Source organism: Pilosibacter sp. YYHA0881, from assembly GCF_051602715.1.
GTDB lineage: Bacteria > Bacillota > Clostridia > Lachnospirales > Lachnospiraceae > Alitiscatomonas > Alitiscatomonas aceti.
This window is the reverse complement of sequence record NZ_CP175657.1, coordinates 1,600,269-1,621,552: the sequence shown is the minus strand read 5'-3', so window position 1 is coordinate 1,621,552 and position 21,284 is coordinate 1,600,269. Positions and strand designations below refer to the sequence as shown.

The window sequence follows — 21,284 nt, the reverse complement described above, 5'->3', positions numbered from 1 at the left end:
TCCAGTCTTCAGAATGGTTGCATTTTGCCACAATTTTGCCCGAGTTTTGCGGGAGAAATCTTAAGATTAAAAAGGAAGAATGTGGTATACTCTTTTTATACAGAAATTAAGGTCCGCGGCAGCGGCATAAGGAGGAATACCATGATACGGAAGAATAAATTACGGCTGACCCTGACTACGGCGCTTATGACGGCTGCCCTGGGATTCCCGGCTCTGGCTTCGGAGCGGATCGAGGATATTACCCTGGAGATCGAATCCGGGATCCATGCGGGAGAATACGGAGACGGCGATTATGTGGATGTGATCGTGGATCATGAGGGCTGCTATCTGGATACGGTAACGGTGACCAACGTGCCGGGGGATATCTGGGAGACTGGGGATGAGCCCCGGTTAAAGATCGTTTTACGGACGGACGAGGGCTATATTTTTGCCTCCGGCCTGGGAGAGGACGAGGTGGCTCTGGACAAAGAGACAGGGATCGTGACCTCCGTATCCCGGAGCTCCTCCCGCCTTACGATCCTTGTGACCCTGGCGGAGCTGGATGAGGACGATTATTACGAATATGACGAGGACTATACCCTGGACGTGGAGGAGGCTCTGTGGGATTCGGCTGTGGGCGGTCTGGCCGGCTGGGCAGGAAACGACTACGCAAGGAAATATGAGGTCCGTCTTTATAAGGACGGCGACGAGGTGGGCCAGACAGTTACAACGGAAAAGCTGACCTACAATTTCTCCGGCCACTTCTCCGGGGCGGGAACGTACCAGTTCCGGGTGCGGGCGGTCCGCGGCGAGTACGATGAGGGAAGCTGGGCGGAATCAGATGAGCGGACAGTATCTGACGAGGAGGCGGCCAGGATCCGCAGCCAGGCGGCCAGCACCTCCCATGGATATGCCGCCGTGGATCCGGCGGGGACCTGGCTCTGGCAGCCGGAAGCCGGCTGGTGGTGGTGCAATCCCAACCGCAGCTATCCCTACTCCGTATGGGCGATGATCGATGGAAAGTGGTATTACTTCAATGAACAGGGCTACTGCGTGATGAACGACTGGGTAACCACCGGAGGAAAATGGTATTACTGCGGCGAAAGCGGGGCCATGGTCACAAGCCAGATGATCAACGGCCAGTATTACGTCAATATCAATGGAGAGTGGGTGCAGTAGCACACGGCGGCGGCTGGCTCCTGTTTTTTGGGAAAAATGAAAAAACCTCTTTAAAAACCGGATTCTTTTGTATATAATAAGATTGATATTTCGCGCTCTGAAAAACAGAGATCAGACGGAATACAGCGGCGGCCGGTACTGGGCTGCGCCTGTATTCCGAGAAATAGAGAGTATCCGGGTGAAAAGACAGAAAAGACAGGAGGAAAATGGCAATGATGATGTCCAACGACATTGGAATTGATTTAGGTACGGCCAGTATCCTTGTATATATTAAAGGAAAAGGCGTTGTATTAAAGGAACCGTCGGTGGTTGCCCTGGACAGGGAGACCAATAAGGTGATCACCTTTGGTGAGGAGGCCCGTCTGATGATCGGGCGTACTCCCGGCAATATCGTGGCGGTCCGCCCCCTCAGAAAGGGCGTGATCTCCGACTATACCGTGACCGAGAAGATGTTAAAATACTTCATCGACAAGGCAGTGGGAAAAAGGACCTTAAGAAAGCCCAGGATCGCGGTCTGCATCCCCAGCGGAGCCACAGAGGTTGAGAGAAAGGCCGTTGAGGACGCCACCTACCAGGCCGGCGCCAGAGAGGTCTGCATCATCGAGGAGCCGGTGGCGGCGGCCATTGGAGCGGGCATCGATATTTCCAAGGCCTGCGGAAACATGATCGTCGATATCGGAGGCGGTACTGCGGATATCGCGGTGATCTCCCTGGGAGGCACCGTAGTAAGCACCTCCATCAAGACTGCCGGAGACGATTTCGATGAGTCTCTGGTGCGTTATATGAGAAAGAAGCACAATCTTCTGATCGGTGAGAGGACCGCCGAGGAGATCAAGATCAATATCGGTGCGGCGTACCGCCGGCCGGAGCTGGTGACCATGGAGGTGCGCGGAAGGAACCTGGTAACGGGACTCCCGAAGACCATCGTAGTTACCTCTGACGAGACCCTGGAGGCCCTTAAGGAGCCGGCGATGCAGATCGTGGACGCAGTACACAACGTCTTAGAGCGGACGCCTCCGGAGCTGGCCGCAGATATTTTTGACCGGGGCATCGTACTTACGGGAGGCGGAGCCCTGCTTTCCGGTCTGGACGCCCTGATCGAGGAAAAGACGGGCATCACGACGATGATCGCGGAGGAGCCGCTGACGGCGGTGGCCATCGGAACTGGTAAATTCATTGAGTTTTTCCATGGAGGAAAGCATTCAGACAGATAAATGGCGACTGTAACAGGTTATGTAGAAAAGATAAAATACCGCAATGATGAGAATGGCTATTCGGTGCTGAGCGTTGCCGATGGCAAGGAGAAGTATGTCCTGGTGGGCACCTTTGCGTATATCGCAGAGGGGGAGCGCATCGAGGCAACGGGGCGCATGGTAGAGCATTCGATTTATGGCGAGCAGCTGTCGGTGGAGAGCTATGAGATCAAGCCTCCCGAGGACACGCTGGCAATAGAACGGTATCTCGGCTCCGGTGCGATCAAAGGCATCGGAGCTGCTTTGGCTAAAAGGATCGTGAAAAAATTCAAGGCCGATACCTTCCGTATCATCGAGGAGGAGCCGGAACGGCTCTCTGAGGTCAAGGGGATCAGCGAGCGGATGGCCATGGAGATCAGCAGCCAGGTGGAGGAAAAACGGGAGCTGCGCCAGGCCATGCTGTTTCTCCAGCAGTATGGGATCCATATGAACCTGGCGGTGAAGATCTACCAGCAGTATGGCCAGCGGATGTATTCGGTGATCCAGGAGAATCCCTACCAGCTGGCGGACGACATCCATGGCGTCGGCTTTAAGATCGCCGATGAGATCGCGGCAAAGGTGGGGATCTTTACGGACTCCGATTACAGGATCCGGAGCGGGATGTTTTATGCTCTTTTACAGGCTGTTGGGAACGGCCACACCTACCTTCCCAGGGAGGAGCTGTTTGCCAGCGCGGCGGAGCTCCTTAAGGTGGATGCAGACTATATGGAAAAGCATCTCATGGACCTACAGATGGAAAAAAAGCTGGTGGTGAAGGAAAAGGACGGCGGGATGATCGTCTATCCGGCCCAGTTTTACTATATGGAGCTCAATACCGCCAGAATGCTCCACGATCTGAACATACGGGATACGGTGCCGCCGGAGAAAATAAGGAAGCGGCTGGAGTCCATCGTGGCCGGAGAGCAGATCGAGCTGGACGTCCATCAGGAGGAGGCGGTCATCGAAGCGGTGAACAACGGGCTCCTTATTATCACCGGAGGGCCGGGAACCGGAAAGACCACCACCATCAACACGATCATCCGGTATTTTGAACAGGAGGATATGGAGATCCTTCTGGCAGCCCCCACAGGCCGGGCGGCCAAGCGGATGGCCGAGGCCACAGGCTATGAGGCCCGGACCATCCACCGGCTCCTGGAGCTTACGGGAGCCCCGTCCATGGACAGCGGACGCAATGGGAACGGCAGCACCGGAGGGGAGACCCGGCTGGAGGGGATGCATTTTGAGCGCAACGAGGCCAATCCGCTGGATGCGGACGTGGTCATCATCGACGAGGTCTCCATGGTGGATATCAGCCTGATGCATTCCCTTTTAAAGGCTGTCAACGTGGGGACCAGGCTGATCCTGGTGGGGGATGTGAACCAGCTTCCCAGCGTGGGGCCGGGAAATGTCCTGCGGGATATGATCCAGTCGGGAAAATTTCCGGTGGTGATGCTCACAAAGATCTTCCGCCAGGCGGCCCAGAGCGACATTATCGTAAACGCCCATAAGATCAACGCCGGAGAGCGGGTGCCCCTGGAAAAGCGCAGCCGGGATTTCCTTTTTATCCGCCGGGACAATCCTGCGGCTATTATTAAAGATATGATGGTCCTTTTAAGGGATAAGCTGCCGGGCTATGTGGGCGCGGAGATCCAGGAGATCCAGATCATGACGCCCATGCGCAAGGGCGCTCTGGGCGTGGAGCAGCTGAACCGGATCCTCCAGGAAAATTTCAATCCTCCGGCGGCAGACAAGCCGGAAAAGGAGGCGGGAGGTACCATATTCCGGACCGGGGATAAGGTAATGCAGATCAAAAATAATTACCAGCTGGCCTGGGAGGTGCGGAACCGCTATGGGATCCCGGTGGACAAGGGCGAGGGCGTCTTCAACGGCGACATGGGCGTCATACGCCAGGTAAACGCCTTTTCCGAGACCCTGGAGGTGGAATTTGACGAGGGGCGGATGGTGGAGTACAGCTTTAAGCAGCTGGAGGAGCTGGAGCTGGCATATGCCATCACCATACATAAATCCCAGGGAAGCGAATACCCGGCGGTGGTGATCCCCATTTATTCGGGGCCGCGGATGCTGATGACCAGGAATCTGATCTATACAGCCGTGACCAGGGCGAAAAAATGTGTGTGCCTGGTGGGACTGCCGGAAATGTTCCAGTTTATGGTGGAGAATGAAATGGAGCAGAAGCGGTATTCCGGACTGAAGGACCGGATCCTGGAGATCGAGCCGTGAATTTAAATGCAGATCGGATCCGGGCGGACCAGTCCGCGGGATCTGAACCAGAGTTTAAGCCCAGGCCCGATGGATCCGGGCCTGGACAAATAGAAAAATATAAAAATCCATGAATAAAGAAACAATTCTGAATGTTCTTTTTCCCCGGCACTGTCCGGTGTGCGGGGAGATCGTAAAGCCGCCGGGCGGTCTGATCTGCCCGGCCTGCTTTCATAAGCTTTCTTTTGTAAAACAGCCTGTATGTAAAAAATGTGGAAAAGAGATCCAGGATGCGGCGGAGGAATTCTGCGGGGACTGCACAAAGCGCCGCCATGCCTTCGAGTCCGGCCTGGCCCTTATGAATTATGATGAGACGGCCAGGAGATCCATGGCCTGGATCAAATATAAAAATAAGAGGGAATATCTGGACTTTTATGGAGCGGCCCTGGCGGCCAGGTATGAAAAGCAGATCCGGCGCATGCATGCGGACGTCCTTGTTCCGGTGCCGGTCCATCCGTCCAGAAAGCGGGCCAGGGGCTTTAACCAGGCAGAGGTGCTGGCCGTCTGTCTGGAAAAGCGCCTGGGGATCCCGGTGGGATCCGGAATGCTCATCCGGGATAAAAAAACAAAGCCGCAGAAGGAGCTTTCTGCGGCGGATCGTCTGAAAAATCTGTCTGGGGCGTTCCGGGCCGGAACGATCCCCGAGGGAATAAAAACGGTGCTCCTGGTGGATGATATCTATACCACCGGGAGCACTGTGGAGGCCTGCGCCCGGGCGCTTCGGAACGCGGGGGTAAGCCGTGTGTATTTTGTGGTGATCTGCATGACCGGGGGAAGATAGGGGCTGTACCCTACTCGTCCAGGGAGACGAAAAGCCCGCTTTCCTTCTGCTGGAAGGAAAAGTCCTGGGACTCAGCTTCGGAGGACCAGACGGTGACGGTCAGGGTGGAGGTCTCCTTATCCCAGCTTATGGTGGGGCAGATCAAAGCCTCTGTGGCATAGACGGCGGTGGGGAAGGCATTGACCCGGCTGTCCTTATCCATGAGATAGATCCCTTCATACCGGTTCCCGGGAGCCATATAGCCAAAGAGCTTCAGTCCGCTTTCCGGATCCTCAGCCAGGGAGACTACGCCATACTGGCCGTCATTTCCGGAGAGCTTTTCAAAGGGGACGGCCTCGATCTCTCCGGCAGAAAATTTCTGCATGATCGTAAAGAAGTCCCCGGCCTCCTCGGCCTTCATGGAAGCGATCTCTTCGGGGCTGGGGGTCTCCCTGGGGCCGGGAGCACTGCTTTCTGCTTCGGCTGCGCTTTCCGGCGCGCTGGTCTCCAGGGCCTCAGAAGCAGCCTCTGTCCCGTTCTGGCCGCCGGTGCCGGAAGAGCCGCAGGCGGTGAGCACGGCGGCGGCAAGGACCGCCAGGAGCCCGCAGGCAGCCCGGAGGCGGAGTTTCCTGTTTTTCATGGTTTCCATATTTTTCATCATTGTACTGGTTTTCCTTTCTGTTTCCAGCGTGTGCGCTGGTCTGACCCTTTGATTTTATTATATTTCCAGCATTGCGGCCCTTAAATTTTTATAAAAAGTTTCCTGGAGCCGGGGCGGTCGTTTTTTTACAAAAAAACTTGACTGTACAGGCTTTCTATGTTACAATGAGCGGGCGAATGGAAGAACATAGGTCTTTTTTTTTATGCTCAATTTTCGATAGCAGGCAGGGAAAAAGGCCGCCTTACAAAGAATTAAACGGAGGTGGAAGTCGTGCGCACAAAGATTACACTGGCATGTACAGAATGCAAGCAGCGCAATTACAACATGACGAAGGATAAGAAAACTCATCCGGACCGCATGGAGACCAAGAAGTACTGCAGATTCTGCAAGAGACACACAATGCACAAAGAAACTAAGTAATCCGGTTTTCAGAAGGACGTGAATTATGGGAGAAACAGCAAGTAATGAGAAAGCCCCCAAAAAGGACTTTATCAAAGGCTTAAAAGCTGAATTCAGCAAGATCATCTGGCCGGATAAAGAAACTCTGACAAAACAGTCTGTTGTGGTAGTAGCAACAACACTTGTTTTGGGAATTGCGATCGCACTCCTTGATCTGATCATTAAGTTTGGTCTCAATATCGTTATTGGTTAAGGATGAGGTGAAGATATGTCAGAAGCACAATGGTATGTTGTACACACTTATTCCGGATATGAGAATAAGGTAAAAGTTGACATTGAAAAGACAATTGAAAACAGAGGACTTCAGGACCAGATCTTAGAGGTTTCCGTCCCGTTGGAAGAGGTTATCGAACTGAAGAACGGCGCTCAGAAGCAGGTGGAACGCAAGATGTTCCCGGGCTACGTGCTGATCCATATGATCATGAATGATGATACATGGTACGTGGTCAGAAACACCAGAGGCGTGACCGGTTTCGTAGGACCGGGATCCAAGCCGGTGCCGCTCAGCGAGGATGAAATGAGAAACCTCGGATTTAAGACAACCGGAGTCGTCGTTGATTTTGAGGTCGGAGACACCATCGTGGTGATGTCCGGCGCATGGAAGGATACCGTGGGCGTCGTTAAGACCGTCAACGAATCCAGACAGTCCTTAACGATCAACGTCGAAATGTTCGGCCGTGAAACACCGGTAGAACTGAATTTTTCTGAAGTGAAGAAAATGTAGGCTGCGCCCGTTTGCGCAGATGTACGAGTGGGAGGGAAATCCCGACATTACCACATGATTTAGGAGGTGCCTAATTATGGCAAAGAAAGTAACAGGATATATCAAATTACAGATCCCGGCAGGAAAGGCTACACCGGCTCCGCCAGTTGGTCCGGCACTCGGACAGCACGGCGTTAATATCGTACAGTTCACAAAGGAGTTCAACGCCAGAACTGCTGACCAGGGCGACATGGTCATCCCGGTTGTTATCACCGTTTACGCGGACAGAAGCTTCAGCTTCATCACAAAGACTCCGCCGGCTGCTGTATTATTAAAGAAGGCCGCAAAGATCAAATCCGGTTCTGCAGCTCCCAACAAGACAAAGGTTGCTACCCTGTCCAGAGCTGAGGTTCAGAAGATCGCTGAATTAAAGATGCCGGATCTCAACGCTGCAAGCATTGAGGCTGCTACCAGCATGATCGCCGGTACTGCCCGTTCCATGGGTATCGTTGTAGAGGATTAATCCGGAAGCAGCAGGCTGTTTTCGCTGAGGGGCATATCCCCATACAGTGACAAATACGTGGGAGGGAGAACTCCCGACAATACCACAGGAGGTTATTTAGAATGAAAAGAGGAAAAAGATACGTAGAAGCGGCAAAAGCTATCGACCGCGCTACTCTTTATGATACAGCAGACGCTATCGCACTTGTAAAGAAGGCTGCTGTTGCAAAATTCGATGAAACTATCGAGGCTCACTTAAGAACTGGCTGTGACGGCCGTCATGCTGACCAGCAGATCCGCGGCGCTGTTGTTCTGCCGCACGGAACTGGTAAGACTGTACGTATCCTTGTATTCGCAAAGGGACCCAAGGCTGACGAGGCATTAGCAGCAGGCGCTGACTTCGTTGGTGCTGAGGAGCTGATCCCGAAGATCCAGAACGAGGGCTGGTTAGATTTCGACGTTGTTGTCGCTACACCGGATATGATGGGCGTTGTTGGACGTCTTGGCCGTGTACTTGGACCCAAGGGCTTAATGCCGAACCCCAAGGCCGGAACTGTAACCATGGACGTTACAAAGGCCATCAACGAGATCAAAGCTGGTAAGATTGAGTACAGACTCGATAAGACAAACATTATCCACGTGCCAGTAGGTAAGGCTTCTTTCACAGAAGAACAGTTAGCGGACAACTTCCAGACGCTTATGGATGCGATCATGAAGGCAAAACCGAGCACAGTAAAGGGCGCTTACTTAAAGAGCGTTACTCTTACTTCCACAATGGGCCCGGGCGTAAAGTTAAACGTTGCCAAGCTGGTGAACTAATAACTGCCTGAAAAAGTGATTGACAATCCAGATATAATATGTTAGAGTATTCGAGTATTGAATGCCGAAGACAGCAGGTGCCGTAAGGCGTAAGATGAAAACACCTGCCGAGGAATGTACAAAACTCACATGCAGAATTTTGTAAACCTCTCTGTCTCAGCGGCAGGGAGGTTTCCTTGTATATACAGGAATCTGATGCTGTGACGGCTTTACAATGCTGGCAGCCGCATCCAGGCGTGACCCGCCGGGAGAGCAGCTGCGAAAAATAAAACAGGAGGTAAACCATTCATGGCAAAAGTTGAATTAAAGCAGCCGGTTGTAACTGAGATCGCTGAGCTTTTTGACGGAGCAGCTTCCGCAGTAGTTGTTGACTACCGTGGATTAACTGTTGAGCAGGATACCGCTCTTCGTAAACAGTTAAGAGAAGCAGGCGTTACTTATAAGGTATATAAGAACACCATGATCCGCTTCGCAGCAAAGGGAACCGCTTTTGAAGCTCTTGAGCCGAATCTTGAAGGACCGACAGCCCTGGCTGTATCCAAGACAGACGCAACAGCTCCGGCCAGAATCTTAGCAAACTTCGCTAAGACAGCTGACAAGCTTGAATTAAAAGGCGGTGTCGTAGAGGGAACTTACTACGATGCAAAGGCGATCAATGTGATCGCTTCCATCCCGTCCAGAGAGGTTCTTCTTGGAAGACTTCTTGGCAGCATGCAGTCCCCGATCGCAAACTTCGCACGCGTTATCAACCAGATCGCAGAGAAGAACGGCGGTTCTGCAGAGGCATAGGCCGAAAGCAGCTTAGTGAGCGCGAGCGGAACGCGAAGCGCGAGCTTAGCGCGAGGCCGTTCCCGACCCTTAATGAGCGGGAGCGCAGCGAGCGCAAATTTAGTGGAGGGAACCTTCCCATAGGCGCGGGTGCAGCGAAAGCCGTTCCCGACAAGAGGAGGGAACATCCCGTGGGCGCGGACACTGTAAGATCCGTTCCCGACGCAGCATAACGCTGCAAGGTTTTTGGAAACAAAACGTGAAAATAAATAATTAATGGAGGTAAATCATAATGGCAAAGTTAACAACAGCTGAATTTATCGAAGCTATCAAGGAATTATCCGTATTAGAGTTAAACGAGTTAGTAAAAGCATGTGAGGAAGAGTTCGGTGTATCCGCAGCAGCAGGCGTTGTTGTAGCAGCAGCAGGCGCTGGCGCAGCAGCTGAGGAAGAGAAGACTGAGTTCGACGTTGAGCTTACAGAGGTAGGCCCGAACAAGGTTAAAGTTATCAAGGTTGTTCGTGAAGTAACTGGTCTGGGCTTAAAGGAAGCTAAGGACGTTGTAGACGGCGCTCCGAAGGTTCTTAAGCAGGGCGCTTCCAAGGAAGAGGCTGAGGACATCAAGACAAAACTTGAGGCTGAGGGTGCAAAGATCACTCTTAAGTAATTTAAGAAATGATGATAAAAGAAGCCGCAGGTGGGTGACCATCTGCGGCTTTTTTCATGGAAGGGGCTGCTTGGTCCGCGGATCCTTCCGGAAACCACACTGCAAAACTGGAAGAAACCATAAAACCATGTGGAAAGACGGATGCATCTGTGATAGAATGGAACTGGATTCTTAAGGATTTTCCGCGCGCAGCCGTACAGAAAGAAAAGCCGCGGCAAAGACAGAGTACAACAACGGCCGCAGGCCGGAAAACAAAGGAGATTGACCACATGCTGGATGAATTGATAAAGAGATATCCCATACTGGAACGTGTCCGGGAGGACATTGATGTCGTTTACGGGATCCTGGAGCGCTGCTATGAAAACGGCGGGAAGCTTCTGATCGCAGGAAACGGCGGAAGCGCGGCTGACGCGGAGCACATCGTGGGCGAGCTGATGAAGGGCTTTGTGAAGCGCCGCCCAGTGACGGAAGAGATGAAAGAGGCGCTTGAGAAAGCGGACCCTGTGCGTGGGAAGGAGCTCTCTGAAAAGCTCCAGGGCGGCCTTCCGGCCATTGCCCTTGTGGACCATGCCGCTCTTTCCACGGCCTTTGCCAACGATGTGGACGGGATGCTTTCCTACGCCCAGCAGGTCAACGGTTACGGAAAGCCCGGGGACGTATTTTTAGGGATCAGTACCTCGGGAAATGCGGAGAACGTGATGTATGCAGCAGTGACGGCAAAAGCAAAGGGAATGAAGGTCGTGGGACTTACAGGAAAGGACGGCGGGAAGCTGGCAGGGATCGCCGACGCAGCCGTCATTGTCCCGGAAATGGAAACGTATAAGATCCAGGAGCTTCATCTCCCGGTGTACCATGCGCTGTGCCTGATGCTGGAACACCGGTTTTATGAGCAGTAGGGGACCGGGGGCGGCATGAAGAGACAGGAATGGATTTTACTGATCGTCCTGGCCATAACCGTAATGGCCTCGGTACTGGTCGGAGTTGGACAGGTATATATAACAGGAATGGAAGGCGTCCGCTTAAAGGCAGATCAGACACTCTGGCTGTTTTTTGAGACGGCAGCCCTGTTTGGCATATCCTTTTTTATCATACGTCTGGCACAGACCAAGTGGCTGCGCTTCCTTTTGCTGTCGTTTATGACCATGGGATTTTTATGGATCCACCAGGTATTTCTCCCGGTGCTGGTATCCGGGGCCTACCTGGCGGCTGTGATCCGGTGCGGCAGCGCGCTGAGGCGTCTCCTGGACCGGCACAGACGCCTTCCGGAATACCATGGGGTCACGTGCATGGCAGATCTTACCCTGGGCTGCGGCCTTCTGATCACAGTGTTCTGCCTCATGTCCCTGACGGGGATCGGAAGCATTGGAAACACCAGGCTGGCGGTCCTGGTCCTGCTGGCCCTGTCGTTTTTTCCGGCAGTTTCCGGATCGGAGGCCAGGGCCAGAGCCAGGGCCGGTTACGGCGGCTTCTGGATGGAACGGAAGCCCATGACCGTGGGAGTTTCCCTGTGCCTGGCTTTTTTCTTTGCCATGGTGCTCCTGCAGGCGGGGCGCATGAACATCTGCGCCGATTATGATTCCCTCCACTATGGACTCCGGTCCGAGTATATTTTAAACGACGGCGGCGGGATCTACGAGGATCTGGGAAGCGTCAACGTGGTCTATACGTACTCCAAGGGCCTGGAGATCCTGCTGCTTCCCATTTCGGGCCTTCCCTCGTACAGCTTTTTCCTCAGCGCGCAGCTCTGGATGACCGTGGGCCTTCTCCTGACGGCCGGAAAGATCGCAGGTCTTTTTGTAAACCGCCGTCATGGCCTTTTGTGTCTGGCGCTGCTGGCGTCGGTGCCCGGGATCATGAATATGTCGGTCACGGCGAAAACCGATTCGGCCACGGCCCTGTTCCAGCTGATCATGATCTATTTCCTGCTCCTTTATATCAAGCGGCAGAAGACGTATTGGCTGGTACTGGCGGGAAACGCATTTTTCATGACCATGGTCTTAAAGCCCACGGCCCTGGTATTCTCTACCATCGTGGGGGGAACGGCGTTCCTCTGCATGGTCTTCATGAAGCGTCTGCGGATCCAGTGGAGGGAGCCGTTTTTCCTGGGATGGATCCCTATGCTCTCCATGTGGGCGCTGGTGTGGCTGAGGACCTGGCTTCTCACGGGGCTTCCTGTGACGTCGGTGTTCTACTCCATCTGGAATAAGCTGGGCTTCGTGGTCCGCTATCCGTTCCGGTTTGACGATCTGCCGTCCAATGGCGGCTCCCTGTTCTCCATAAGCGGAGTGAAGCATTTTTTAAAGCGTCTCTACGGCGTTCTGCTGGCTCCTGTGGGAGAGGATATGGCCCATGTCTGGATCGCCTGGGGGACTCCGATCCTTCTGATCTTTCTGGTCCTGTTCCTTGTCGTGCTTCTGGCCAGGACGCGCCGGTTCCGGAAAACGGAGGAAAAGCCCTTTTGCTGCCTGGTCTGGATGTTTCTGGCATGCGGAGCGGCCAGCCTGGCGGCCCTGTACCTTTTATGGCAGGTGGACGGCAACTACTTTATCCTTTTATATGCCCTTTTCGGGATCCTGGCGGCGGTTGCCATCGGGAAGCTGGAGAGCCGCTTCCTGGCCCGCTCTGTGGTAAAGCTTCTGATCCCGGCGGTGCTCTTTAATGTGACGGTGACAGGGGTCTCCAACTGGAAGGGGGCTCTGGGTCTGTCCCCGGTGAAGCTGGTCCACAAGGGCTATTTTGACCACTGGCAGCAGGAAAAGGAGAACATGGCCTTAAAGGGCAATGAAAAGATCTGGGAGATCCTGGAGGCGGATCCGGAAACCAGGGTGCTGGTATTCGGGCAGCAGCCGGAAATGCTGATGTTCCCATGTAATACCCAGAGCTATACGGATGTGGAGGGAAGCGGCGGAAACTTTTATATTTCTGCCAGCCCCGAGGCCATGGTGAGCTTCATGGACCATGCGGGCACCGATTATGTGTACCTGGGAAGCGGGTTCTTGCGGCCTGGGACCGAGGGCTGGAGGAATGTCACGGCCATGATCCAGAGCGGCTACGTGACCGATGTGTTTTATGAGAACGGCAACGGACTGGGACGCTTTACGGCGGACCCGGCCGTGGAAAAGGCAGAAGAAGAACTGGCGGATTTTGTGACAAAATACTGGCCGGGAGAACAGCAGTAAGGGGAATGACATGGAAGTACTTCATAGGATCGCGGACGAGTTTGAAAAAAGAAAGGATGACCTGCTGGTCTTTGCCCTGCTCCTGGGCTTTGGCTTCTTTATAAACAGGGGGGTGGAGCTGAAGGGGCTTTACATGGACGACCTGTATCTGTGGTCCTGTTATGGGGAACAATCCTTCCGGGAGTTTGTATTTCCCATGGGAGGCACCCGGTTCCGGTTCGTCTTTTACCTGGCGGCGTGGCTGGAGCTGTTTTTCCTGGGGAACCATGTGACATGGATGGTGCCCTTCAACATCGTTTTAAACAGTATCATCGCCTGGTCCCTGTACAGGATCTTTGTGAAGGTCAGCGGCGGGAGGAAGCTCGTAAGCCTGGCCCTGGCGGCGGCTTATCTGCTTTCCAGGATGAGCTATTACCAGATCGGCCAGTTTTACGGCCTGATGGAGAGCCTGGGCCTGTGGGCGGCTGTGGGGCTTCTGTACGGCGTGTATGTGTACGTCAACGAAAAGAGGGCCAGCGCCTATTTCTGGGCCAACGGCCTGTATTTCCTGGCCAGCTTCATCCATGAGCGGTATATGGTGCTCCTGCCGGTGCTGCTTTTGGGTCTGGTGTTTGGAAGATGGGCAGGGATCAGGGAAAAAAGAAGCCGGGAATGGAGCGCCGGATCCCCGGAGGAGGAAGAGGTCCGCAGAGATGCCGGACGGAGCCGCTCCAGGGCCAGCCGCTCCGGAGCCCCCAGGACAGGCCGTTCCGGAGGTCCCGGGACGGGCCGGAAGCCAGGCGCGTCCTCTTCCGGCGTGTCCGGCTGGCTTCTGCTGGCTGTGACGGCGGCCACGGCGGTCCTCATCCAGGTGATCCGCCTTTTTACCATCGGGACCCTGTCTCCGGCAGGGACCGGGGGTACCGATGTGGCCGATACCTTTAAGATCTCAGATGCCATTGTCCATGCCTGGGAGCAGGTGGCCTTTGTGTTCGGAAGAAACTCCGGGCCGGACTATCTCTGTATCGAGCCCTTTGCCAAGGCGCCGTCGGATATCCGCTTTCTGATCCTGGCCTCCAACGCGGTCCTGGGACTGGCGGTCCTTATTTTCCTTATCGGTATGATCCGGGACCGGGGAAGGGTCCTGGCCCACGGAAGGAACCTGGTGCTGTTTCTGGCCTTCATCGCCCTCTGCATCGGTTCCTCCAGCGTGACCATCCGGGTGGAAATGCGCTGGGTATACGTGGTCTATGCGGCGGCCCTGCTGGTGCTGGCTTATATGACCTCCCTTATGGGCCCGGCCGGATTTCTGGCCATCCTTTATGCGGCTCTCATATTCCCGGCGGAGACGTATTACCGGGAGCACTGGTCCAACCTGTATCTGTGGCCGGATCAGATGAAGTACAATTCCCTGGCCGAGGAAACGGTGGAAAAATATGGAGACGATATTTTTGATAAGCAGGTCTATATCATCCGGGATACCTATGAGATCAGTGAGTTCACGGCAGAGACCTTTTTAAAGGTATATGACAGGGATGGAAAGGGAAAGAACACAGAGCTCCGGTTCATAGACAGTGACTTTGATCTTCCGGAGATCACGGACGATATGGTCATCCTGGGCGAGGATCCGGAGGCCAACGGGTTCCAGGATGTGACGGAGTTCGTAAAGACCAGGCGGTTCAACCTGGCCTATGGAAGCTATGACGACGGCTGGATCGATGAGAAGGCCCGGATCGTGTTTGAAAACGGAGACCATGACGGTCTGGTGCTCCGCTGCTATTATCCCGGTAAAATTACGGGAGACCAGGTATGCAGGATCCGCCTCAATGGAAAGCAGATGCCGGATCTGGTGTTCACGGATAATAATATGGAATATGAGATCCCGGCGGCTCCCCATCAGACCATTTCCCTGGAGTTTTCCTGTAATTTTTACGTGAAGGACGCCAAGGAGAGAAGAGGAGAGGACCGCCTTTCCATGATCGTTTCCATGGAAGAAAAATAGGGGATACAGAAGAACAGAAATATTGACAGAGGGCTCCAGGACTGGACGGATACGGCGCGGTCCTGGAGCGAAAGTGAAATGACAAGGAGAAACTAGATGGAAGGACAACAAAGTATGGTCCTATGGATCATGTTTGCAGCCGGGATGATGTTTTCCGTGCTGCTGATCATGGCATGGATCTTTATAAAAAGGACGGCCTATCTGTCTCCGGTAAAGCGGGAGCTGAAAAAGGAGAAGCAGTGGCTGCGCCGGGGCGAATACAATGCGGCCATGGTCAAGGGCCGTCAGAACCTGGAGCTGCTTTTTAAGGTGGTGGCCGCCAACAACGGGATCCGGCTGGATAATACGGCGGCGGCCCAGGCCAACGCCAGAAGCGTCCAGGAACGGAACCACGGGTGCAGAGGCCGGGCGGGAAGGAACCGGGTCATGACCCATCAGCAGTTTGGCTGGTGGATGGAGGAGAACGGATACCTGGACCGGGTGGCCAAATGGGAAATGAACCAGGTACGCCTCATCGGAAACAAGGCGGTCCATGAAAACTTTATTTCCAAGGAGGACGCCTGGAACCAGTATAATTACCTGGAAGATATTTTAAAGCTGGTGTCGGAAAAGCATCCGGTGGGCGGAAAGCGGAAAGGCGGAGCCAGGAGCCGCGGAACGGAGCGGGGCCCCAGGGTGCCGGAGGCGGAAGGCGGGAGAAAGGCCCAGAAAAAAAATGGAAAAGAGGGCCGGGACCGGAACGGAAAAAAGGCCGGGACAGGGGAAAAGCCTGGGAACGAGAAAAAGTCTGGAAATGAAAAAAAGCCTGGGAACGAGAAAAAGTCCGGAAATGAAAAAAAGCCTGGAAATGAGAAAAGACCAGAAAACGGGAAAAAACCTGGAAATGAGAAAAAACCAGAAAATGGAAAAAAGCCTGGAAATGAAAAAAGACTAGAAAATGATAAAAAGTCCGGGAACGGGAAAAAAGACAGGCAGGCGGCAGCAAAATCCCCCCAGGAGTTCCAGGAACCAGACAAGACGGCGAAAAAGCCGTCCAGACGGAGAAGAAAAAAACCAAAGACTCCGGAGACGTCCAAGACTTTGGGACTTCCAGAGGCAAAAAAGCCAGAAGCGGCGGCTCCGGAAGAGAAGAAGGAGCTTCCCGCCCCCGAGGGACAGAAGGAACCGGCAAAAAAGTCTGGAAATCACCGCCGCCGCCGCAGGCGGAAACCGGCGGGAGCGTCTCCGTCAGCCGGAGGTACCCAGGGAACTGTGGCCGCTGTGGCGGCAAAGGGGTAGAAAAACCGGAGAAAATCTGCTATACTGGCTAAAAATGGCGGGAAGAGCCGCTTCCCCCGGAGGACCAAATGAAAGCATACAGAAAATATATGTACGTGGGGCTGCCGGTTCTGGGCGTCCTGTTTTACCTTTTTTATCTGCACCAGGCGGCCATCGATCTGGTCTATTCCGATTATATCCGCCTCACCCTCTCCTATCTGCCGGACGTGTGGGACCCGGAAAAGTTTTTCGTTCCGGATCTTCTCACCAGGATCCCGGTGAATTTCCTGGAGCGGGCGGTCAATGTGGAGCTCTTTGGATACAGTGTGACCTTCGACCGGGTCCTGGGCGTCCTGGGCTTTGGCCTGTCTGCCCTTATCCTGGGGGCTTACAGCAGAAAAATGAGGATCAGAGCCGGATGGTTTACGGCCATGATGGTCTTCATGTTCAGCCTGAATAAATGGGAAATGCTTTATAATGGGACAGGCTGGGCCCATTTCCTGGCCTTTGGATGTTTCTTCTATAATTATTACGTCCTGGAACGGGTCTATGGAAGCGGAGGAGAAAAAAAGGGAGATATGGCCAGGCTCCTGGTCCTCCCGGCTCTGGTGACCATCGGCGTTGCTGGGCCGTACTGCGCCATCTACATCATGACCCTGGTGCTGGCGTATCTGTTTGTATTCGTCAGAAGGCAGACGGGCTGGAAGCGGACCGCCCTTCTTCTGGCCACAGCGGTGCTGCCGCTTGTTTTATATCTGTGGAGCAATTCCATGGCGGTGTATGAATATTCCGGGGCGGTGGAGGGCTCCATGGTGGAGGCGCTCCGGGAGGATCCCGGATTCTTCCTGAAATTCCTCTTAAAGTCCTTTGCCTCCATGATCTTCGGCGTGGAGCTGATCAACCGGCATATGGCGGAGGTTCCCGGGATCGTATGGTGCCTGGCAGGAGCTTTGGTGGCGGCCGCTTATTTTCTGGCGCTGTGGATGAATTTTTACTATGGGATCGAAAAAAGGACGCTGTTTCCGCTGATGCTACTGGCGGGAGGCGGAATGAACCATCTAATGGTGCTGGTGAGCCGCTGGATCTTTATGCCCCGGGACGCCTACGGCATGAGCTCCCGGTATGCGCTCCAGTATCAGATCGGCATCCTGGGGATCTTTCTGACCTTCGCCCTGGTATTCCAGCAGCAGAGGGCCGGAAGGACTTCTGGAGACCGGGAGGAGGACGGGCAGACGCCCTATGAACATGGGAAGGGCCGGAGGACCCAGAACCGGCCGGAGAGGCCCATGGCCCCGTGGGTGCGGGCGGCAGCTCTCATGGCGGCGGCCCTGTTCCTTGGGGGAAACCTCATGACCACAGCAGAGGAGCTTTCCTTTGCAAAGCACAGGAAGCAGCACAATATAAACGATGTAAAGCCTGTGGTCTTAAACTTTGAAAATGAAACGGACGAGGCGCTGGAGACGGCCCTCGAATACCATAAGCCGGGGATCCGGGAGGCGCTTTCCATCTTAAAAGAAAACGGATGGAACGTCTTTGGAGAAGCAGGCGGAAATACCATGGAATCTGGAGGGAAAAAATGAAAGTAGTAATTCTGGCAGGCGGATTTGGAACAAGGATCAGTGAGGAGAGCCACTTAAAACCAAAGCCAATGATCGAGATCGGGGAAAAACCGATCCTCTGGCACATCATGAAATATTACTCCCAGTTCGGATATAATGAGTTTATCATCTGTCTGGGCTATAAGCAGTATGTGGTCAAGGAGTTCTTTGCGGATTACTTCCTTCACACCTCCGACGTGACCTTTGACCTGGCCAACAACAGCATGAAGGTCCATAATAACTATTCAGAGCCCTGGAAGGTGACGCTGATCGATACGGGTCTCAACACCATGACCGGCGGCCGCGTGAAACGGATCCGTCCCTATGTGGGAGACGAGCCGTTTATGCTGACCTACGGCGACGGTCTTTCCAATATCGACTTAAAGGCTCTGGAGGAGTTCCACCGGTCCCACGGAAAGACGGCCACCATCACCGCTGTGAACATCGGACAGAGATTCGGCGTCCTGGATATGGACGAGGCCGGCGCTATCCATGCCTTCCGCGAGAAAAACGACGACGACGGCAGCCTTATCAATGGAGGCTACATGGTAATGAATCCCAGCGTGTTCGATTACATCGAGGGAGACGACACGGTATTTGAGCAGGCGCCCCTGAGAAATCTGGCCTCCGACGGAGAGCTGATGGCGTACCGCCATGAGGGCTTCTGGAAGTGCATGGATACCCAGAGAGAGAAGCAGCAGCTGGAAGAGATGTGGCAGTCCGGAAAGGCTCCCTGGAAGATCTGGGAATAGGAGATCATATGGATTTAAGAGAAGTATTTGAGTTTTATAAAGGAAAAAAGGTTCTGGTCACAGGCCATACGGGCTTTAAGGGCGCGTGGCTCTGCCGGATCCTCATAAAAGCCGGGGCAGAGGTCACCGGCTATTCCCTGGAGCCGCCCACAGTTCCGGACCTGTTTTCCATGGCTGGCCTGGAGGGAAGGATGGATTCAGTCATTGGAGATATCCGGGATCTGGACCATTTAAAAAGGACCTTTGAAAAGGCGCAGCCGGAGCTGGTCCTGCATCTGGCAGCCCAGCCCATTGTCCGGGATTCCTATAAGGATCCGGTCTACACCTATGAGACCAATGTCATGGGCACTGTAAATATCCTGGAGTGCGTGCGGCTGTTTCCGTGTGTACGGTCGTTTTTAAACGTGACCACAGATAAGGTCTATGAAAATATGGAGTGGGAATACGGCTACCGGGAGAACGACCGGCTGGACGGCTACGATCCCTATTCCAACAGTAAGTCCTGTTCAGAACTGGTGACCCACAGCTATAAAAAGTCCTTTTTTGAGGACGGACGCTGTGCCATCTCCACCTGCCGGGCGGGAAATGTCATCGGCGGCGGAGATTTTGCCAATGACAGGATCATACCGGACTGTGTCCGGGCGGCCATGAAAAAGACGGATATCATCGTCCGCAATCCCCATTCCACCAGGCCCTTCCAGCATGTGCTGGAGCCCCTGGCCGTTTATATGGCCGTGGCAAAGGCCCAGTATGAGGACGGGAAGTATGCGGGCTATTATAACGTGGGTCCCGACGATAAGGACTGTGTGACCACCGGCCAGCTGGTGGACCTGTTCTGCGAGGCCTGGGGAGACGGCCTTTCCTGGACCAGCCAGAGTGACGGAGGTCCCCACGAGGCGAATTTCTTAAAGCTGGACTGCTCCAGGGTAAAGCGCGTCTTTGGATGGACACCGCGCTGGGGAGTAAAGGACGCCATCCGCCTGACCGTGGAGTGGTGCCGGGAATATGAAAAGGATCCGGCAGATCCCCAGGTAACGGAGATCATGGACCGCCAGATCGGAGAGATGTTCCAGAGCCGGGGGCTTTGATCCCGGAGCGGGCCAAAAAGCCGCCGGACTGGCGGACGCACAGCCTGTACAGAAAAAATGGAGGAAAAAACAGATGTTTGAAAATAAGACAGAAGCCCAGGCCCGGGAAGAGATCCTGGCCATGGTGGCTGAATATGCAGACCGGTTCCATAACCAGACAAAGGAGTTTTCCCCGGGAGACCGGATCCCCTATGCGTCCAGAGTTTACGATAAGCAGGAGATGGTGAACCTGGTGGACAGCTCCCTGGAGTTCTGGCTCACCTCCGGCAGATACACCGATGAGTTTGAGAAGAAGCTGGCAGAATACCTTCATGTGCGGTACTGCTCCCTGGTAAACTCCGGCTCCTCTGCAAACCTGGTGGCTTTCATGGCCCTGACCTCCCCCCTTCTGGGCGAGAGACGGGTAAAGCGCGGCGATGAGATCATCACCGTGGCCGCCGGATTCCCCACCACTGTGACCCCGGCGATCCAGTACGGCGCGGTGCCGGTGTTCGTGGACGTGACCATCCCCCAGTACAACATCGACGTTTCCATGCTGGAGGCGGCTCTTTCTGAAAAGACAAAGGCTGTGATGTTAGCCCATACCCTGGGAAATCCCTTTGATCTCCAGGCAGTGAAGGAGTTCTGTAAAAAACATGATCTCTGGCTGGTGGAGGATAACTGCGACGCCCTGGGAACCAGGTATACCATTGATGGTGAGGAGAAATTTACCGGTACGGTGGGAGATATCGGAACCTCCAGCTTTTACCCGCCCCATCATATGACCATGGGAGAGGGAGGCGCTGTCTATACAGACAATGCCCTGCTCAATAAGATCATCCGTTCCTTCCGCGACTGGGGAAGGGACTGCGTATGCCCCTCCGGCCGGGACAATCTCTGCGGCCACCGGTTTGACCGCCAGTACGGCGAGCTGCCTCTGGGCTACGACCATAAATATGTGTATTCCCACTTCGGCTATAACTTAAAGGCAACGGACATGCAGGCTGCCATCGGCTGCGCCCAGCTGGATAAGTTCCCGTCCTTTGTGGAGCGGAGACGCCATAATTTCGACCGGTTAAAGGCAGCCCTGGCCGGAACGGAGGAGAAGCTGATCCTTCCGGAGGCAGCAGACCATTCCCGTCCAAGCTGGTTCGGCTTCCTGATCACATGTAAAGAGGGCGTGGACCGGAACCGGGTAGTCCAGTATGTGGAGGACCATGGCGTCCAGACCCGGATGCTGTTTGCCGGAAATCTCACAAAGCACCCGTGCTTCGATGAGATGCGGGCAGAGAAAAAGGGCTACCGGATCGTGGGAGAATTAAAGAACACGGACCGGATCATGACAGATACCTTCTGGGTGGGCGTATATCCGGGCATGACCGACGAAAAGATCGACTATATGGCAAAAGTGATCAAAGAGGGACTTGAGCAGTGAGCGAAGA

At 54.3% G+C, this 21,284-nt stretch carries 20 protein-coding genes and 1 other annotated feature; of the genes, 19 read left to right on the top strand and 1 reads right to left on the bottom strand.

Going from position 1 to position 21,284, the window contains the following annotated elements:
• The first annotated feature begins 141 nt into the window (after positions 1-141).
• From ACI6NM_RS07550 to ACI6NM_RS07535, 4 genes are all read left to right on the top strand, one after another.
• Positions 142-1,158 (top strand): hypothetical protein, encoded by a 1,017-nt coding sequence (locus ACI6NM_RS07550; RefSeq protein WP_438501085.1) that lies wholly within the window; start codon positions 142-144, stop codon positions 1,156-1,158.
• 206 nt (positions 1,159-1,364) lie between these two features.
• A complete protein-coding gene (locus tag ACI6NM_RS07545) occupies positions 1,365-2,372 on the top strand; it encodes a rod shape-determining protein (protein WP_158359249.1) in 1,008 nt (335 codons plus the stop codon).
• On the top strand, positions 2,373-4,631 hold the full coding sequence (gene recD2, locus ACI6NM_RS07540; protein WP_262426787.1) for an SF1B family DNA helicase RecD2: 2,259 nt from the start codon (positions 2,373-2,375) through the stop codon (positions 4,629-4,631). It abuts the gene before it with no gap.
• A 109-nt stretch (positions 4,632-4,740) separates the two neighbouring features.
• Entirely contained in the window at positions 4,741-5,451 is a 711-nt protein-coding gene (locus ACI6NM_RS07535) for a ComF family protein (protein WP_262426786.1), read from the top strand.
• Between the two features lie 10 nt (positions 5,452-5,461).
• Here the strand turns inward: ACI6NM_RS07535 and ACI6NM_RS07530 are convergent, their stop codons facing one another.
• On the bottom strand, positions 5,462-6,091 hold the full coding sequence (locus ACI6NM_RS07530; protein ID WP_262426785.1) for a hypothetical protein: 630 nt from the start codon (positions 6,089-6,091) through the stop codon (positions 5,462-5,464).
• A 270-nt stretch (positions 6,092-6,361) separates the two neighbouring features.
• On the opposite strand from ACI6NM_RS07530, the gene rpmG reads away from it, so the two are divergent.
• From rpmG to rfbH, 15 genes are all read left to right on the top strand, one after another.
• Positions 6,362-6,511: a 50S ribosomal protein L33 gene (gene rpmG, locus ACI6NM_RS07525; protein ID WP_008726232.1), complete on the top strand. Its 150-nt coding sequence runs from the start codon at positions 6,362-6,364 to the stop codon at positions 6,509-6,511.
• Between the two features lie 25 nt (positions 6,512-6,536).
• The gene (gene secE / locus ACI6NM_RS07520) at positions 6,537-6,743 is read left to right on the top strand and encodes a preprotein translocase subunit SecE (RefSeq protein WP_262426784.1); all 207 of its coding nucleotides are present in this window, start codon (positions 6,537-6,539) and stop codon (positions 6,741-6,743) included.
• Positions 6,744-6,758: 15 nt separating this feature from the next.
• The gene (nusG, locus tag ACI6NM_RS07515) at positions 6,759-7,274 is read left to right on the top strand and encodes a transcription termination/antitermination protein NusG (RefSeq protein ID WP_022274698.1); all 516 of its coding nucleotides are present in this window, start codon (positions 6,759-6,761) and stop codon (positions 7,272-7,274) included.
• A gap of 76 nt (positions 7,275-7,350) precedes the next feature.
• Positions 7,351-7,776, top strand: coding sequence for a 50S ribosomal protein L11 (gene rplK, locus ACI6NM_RS07510; RefSeq protein WP_022274697.1), 426 nt, complete (start codon positions 7,351-7,353; stop codon positions 7,774-7,776).
• 101 nt (positions 7,777-7,877) lie between these two features.
• The gene (gene rplA / locus ACI6NM_RS07505) at positions 7,878-8,573 is read left to right on the top strand and encodes a 50S ribosomal protein L1 (RefSeq protein ID WP_022274696.1); all 696 of its coding nucleotides are present in this window, start codon (positions 7,878-7,880) and stop codon (positions 8,571-8,573) included.
• Positions 8,574-8,619: 46 nt separating this feature from the next.
• Positions 8,620-8,759 (top strand) — a sequence feature (ribosomal protein L10 leader region).
• Positions 8,760-8,861: 102 nt separating this feature from the next.
• Positions 8,862-9,362, top strand: a complete 501-nt coding sequence (gene rplJ / locus ACI6NM_RS07500; RefSeq protein ID WP_262426783.1) for a 50S ribosomal protein L10 — start codon at positions 8,862-8,864, stop codon at positions 9,360-9,362.
• Positions 9,363-9,633: 271 nt separating this feature from the next.
• A complete protein-coding gene (gene rplL, locus ACI6NM_RS07495) occupies positions 9,634-10,008 on the top strand; it encodes a 50S ribosomal protein L7/L12 (protein ID WP_022274694.1) in 375 nt (124 codons plus the stop codon).
• 269 nt (positions 10,009-10,277) lie between these two features.
• Positions 10,278-10,904 carry a D-sedoheptulose-7-phosphate isomerase gene (locus tag ACI6NM_RS07490; RefSeq protein WP_262426782.1) on the top strand — a complete coding sequence of 209 codons (627 nt, stop codon included), beginning with the start codon at positions 10,278-10,280 and terminating at the stop codon, positions 10,902-10,904.
• 15 nt (positions 10,905-10,919) lie between these two features.
• A complete protein-coding gene (locus ACI6NM_RS07485; protein ID WP_262426781.1) occupies positions 10,920-13,187 on the top strand; it encodes an ArnT family glycosyltransferase in 2,268 nt (755 codons plus the stop codon).
• 10 nt (positions 13,188-13,197) lie between these two features.
• Positions 13,198-15,168, top strand: a complete 1,971-nt coding sequence (locus ACI6NM_RS07480; protein ID WP_262426780.1) for a hypothetical protein — start codon at positions 13,198-13,200, stop codon at positions 15,166-15,168.
• 96 nt (positions 15,169-15,264) lie between these two features.
• Positions 15,265-16,446 (top strand): hypothetical protein, encoded by a 1,182-nt coding sequence (locus ACI6NM_RS07475; protein ID WP_262426779.1) that lies wholly within the window; start codon positions 15,265-15,267, stop codon positions 16,444-16,446.
• Between the two features lie 68 nt (positions 16,447-16,514).
• A complete protein-coding gene (locus ACI6NM_RS07470; protein WP_262426778.1) occupies positions 16,515-18,005 on the top strand; it encodes a hypothetical protein in 1,491 nt (496 codons plus the stop codon).
• Complete coding sequence (gene rfbF, locus ACI6NM_RS07465; RefSeq protein WP_022274688.1) at positions 18,002-18,775, top strand: glucose-1-phosphate cytidylyltransferase; 774 nt, start codon at positions 18,002-18,004, stop codon at positions 18,773-18,775. The genes ACI6NM_RS07470 and rfbF overlap by 4 nt, the downstream gene beginning before the upstream one ends.
• An 8-nt stretch (positions 18,776-18,783) precedes the next feature.
• On the top strand, positions 18,784-19,863 hold the full coding sequence (rfbG, locus tag ACI6NM_RS07460) for a CDP-glucose 4,6-dehydratase (protein ID WP_262426777.1): 1,080 nt from the start codon (positions 18,784-18,786) through the stop codon (positions 19,861-19,863).
• A 73-nt stretch (positions 19,864-19,936) separates the two neighbouring features.
• Positions 19,937-21,277 carry a lipopolysaccharide biosynthesis protein RfbH gene (rfbH, locus tag ACI6NM_RS07455; RefSeq protein WP_262426776.1) on the top strand — a complete coding sequence of 447 codons (1,341 nt, stop codon included), beginning with the start codon at positions 19,937-19,939 and terminating at the stop codon, positions 21,275-21,277.
• Positions 21,278-21,284: the final 7 nt, after the last annotated feature.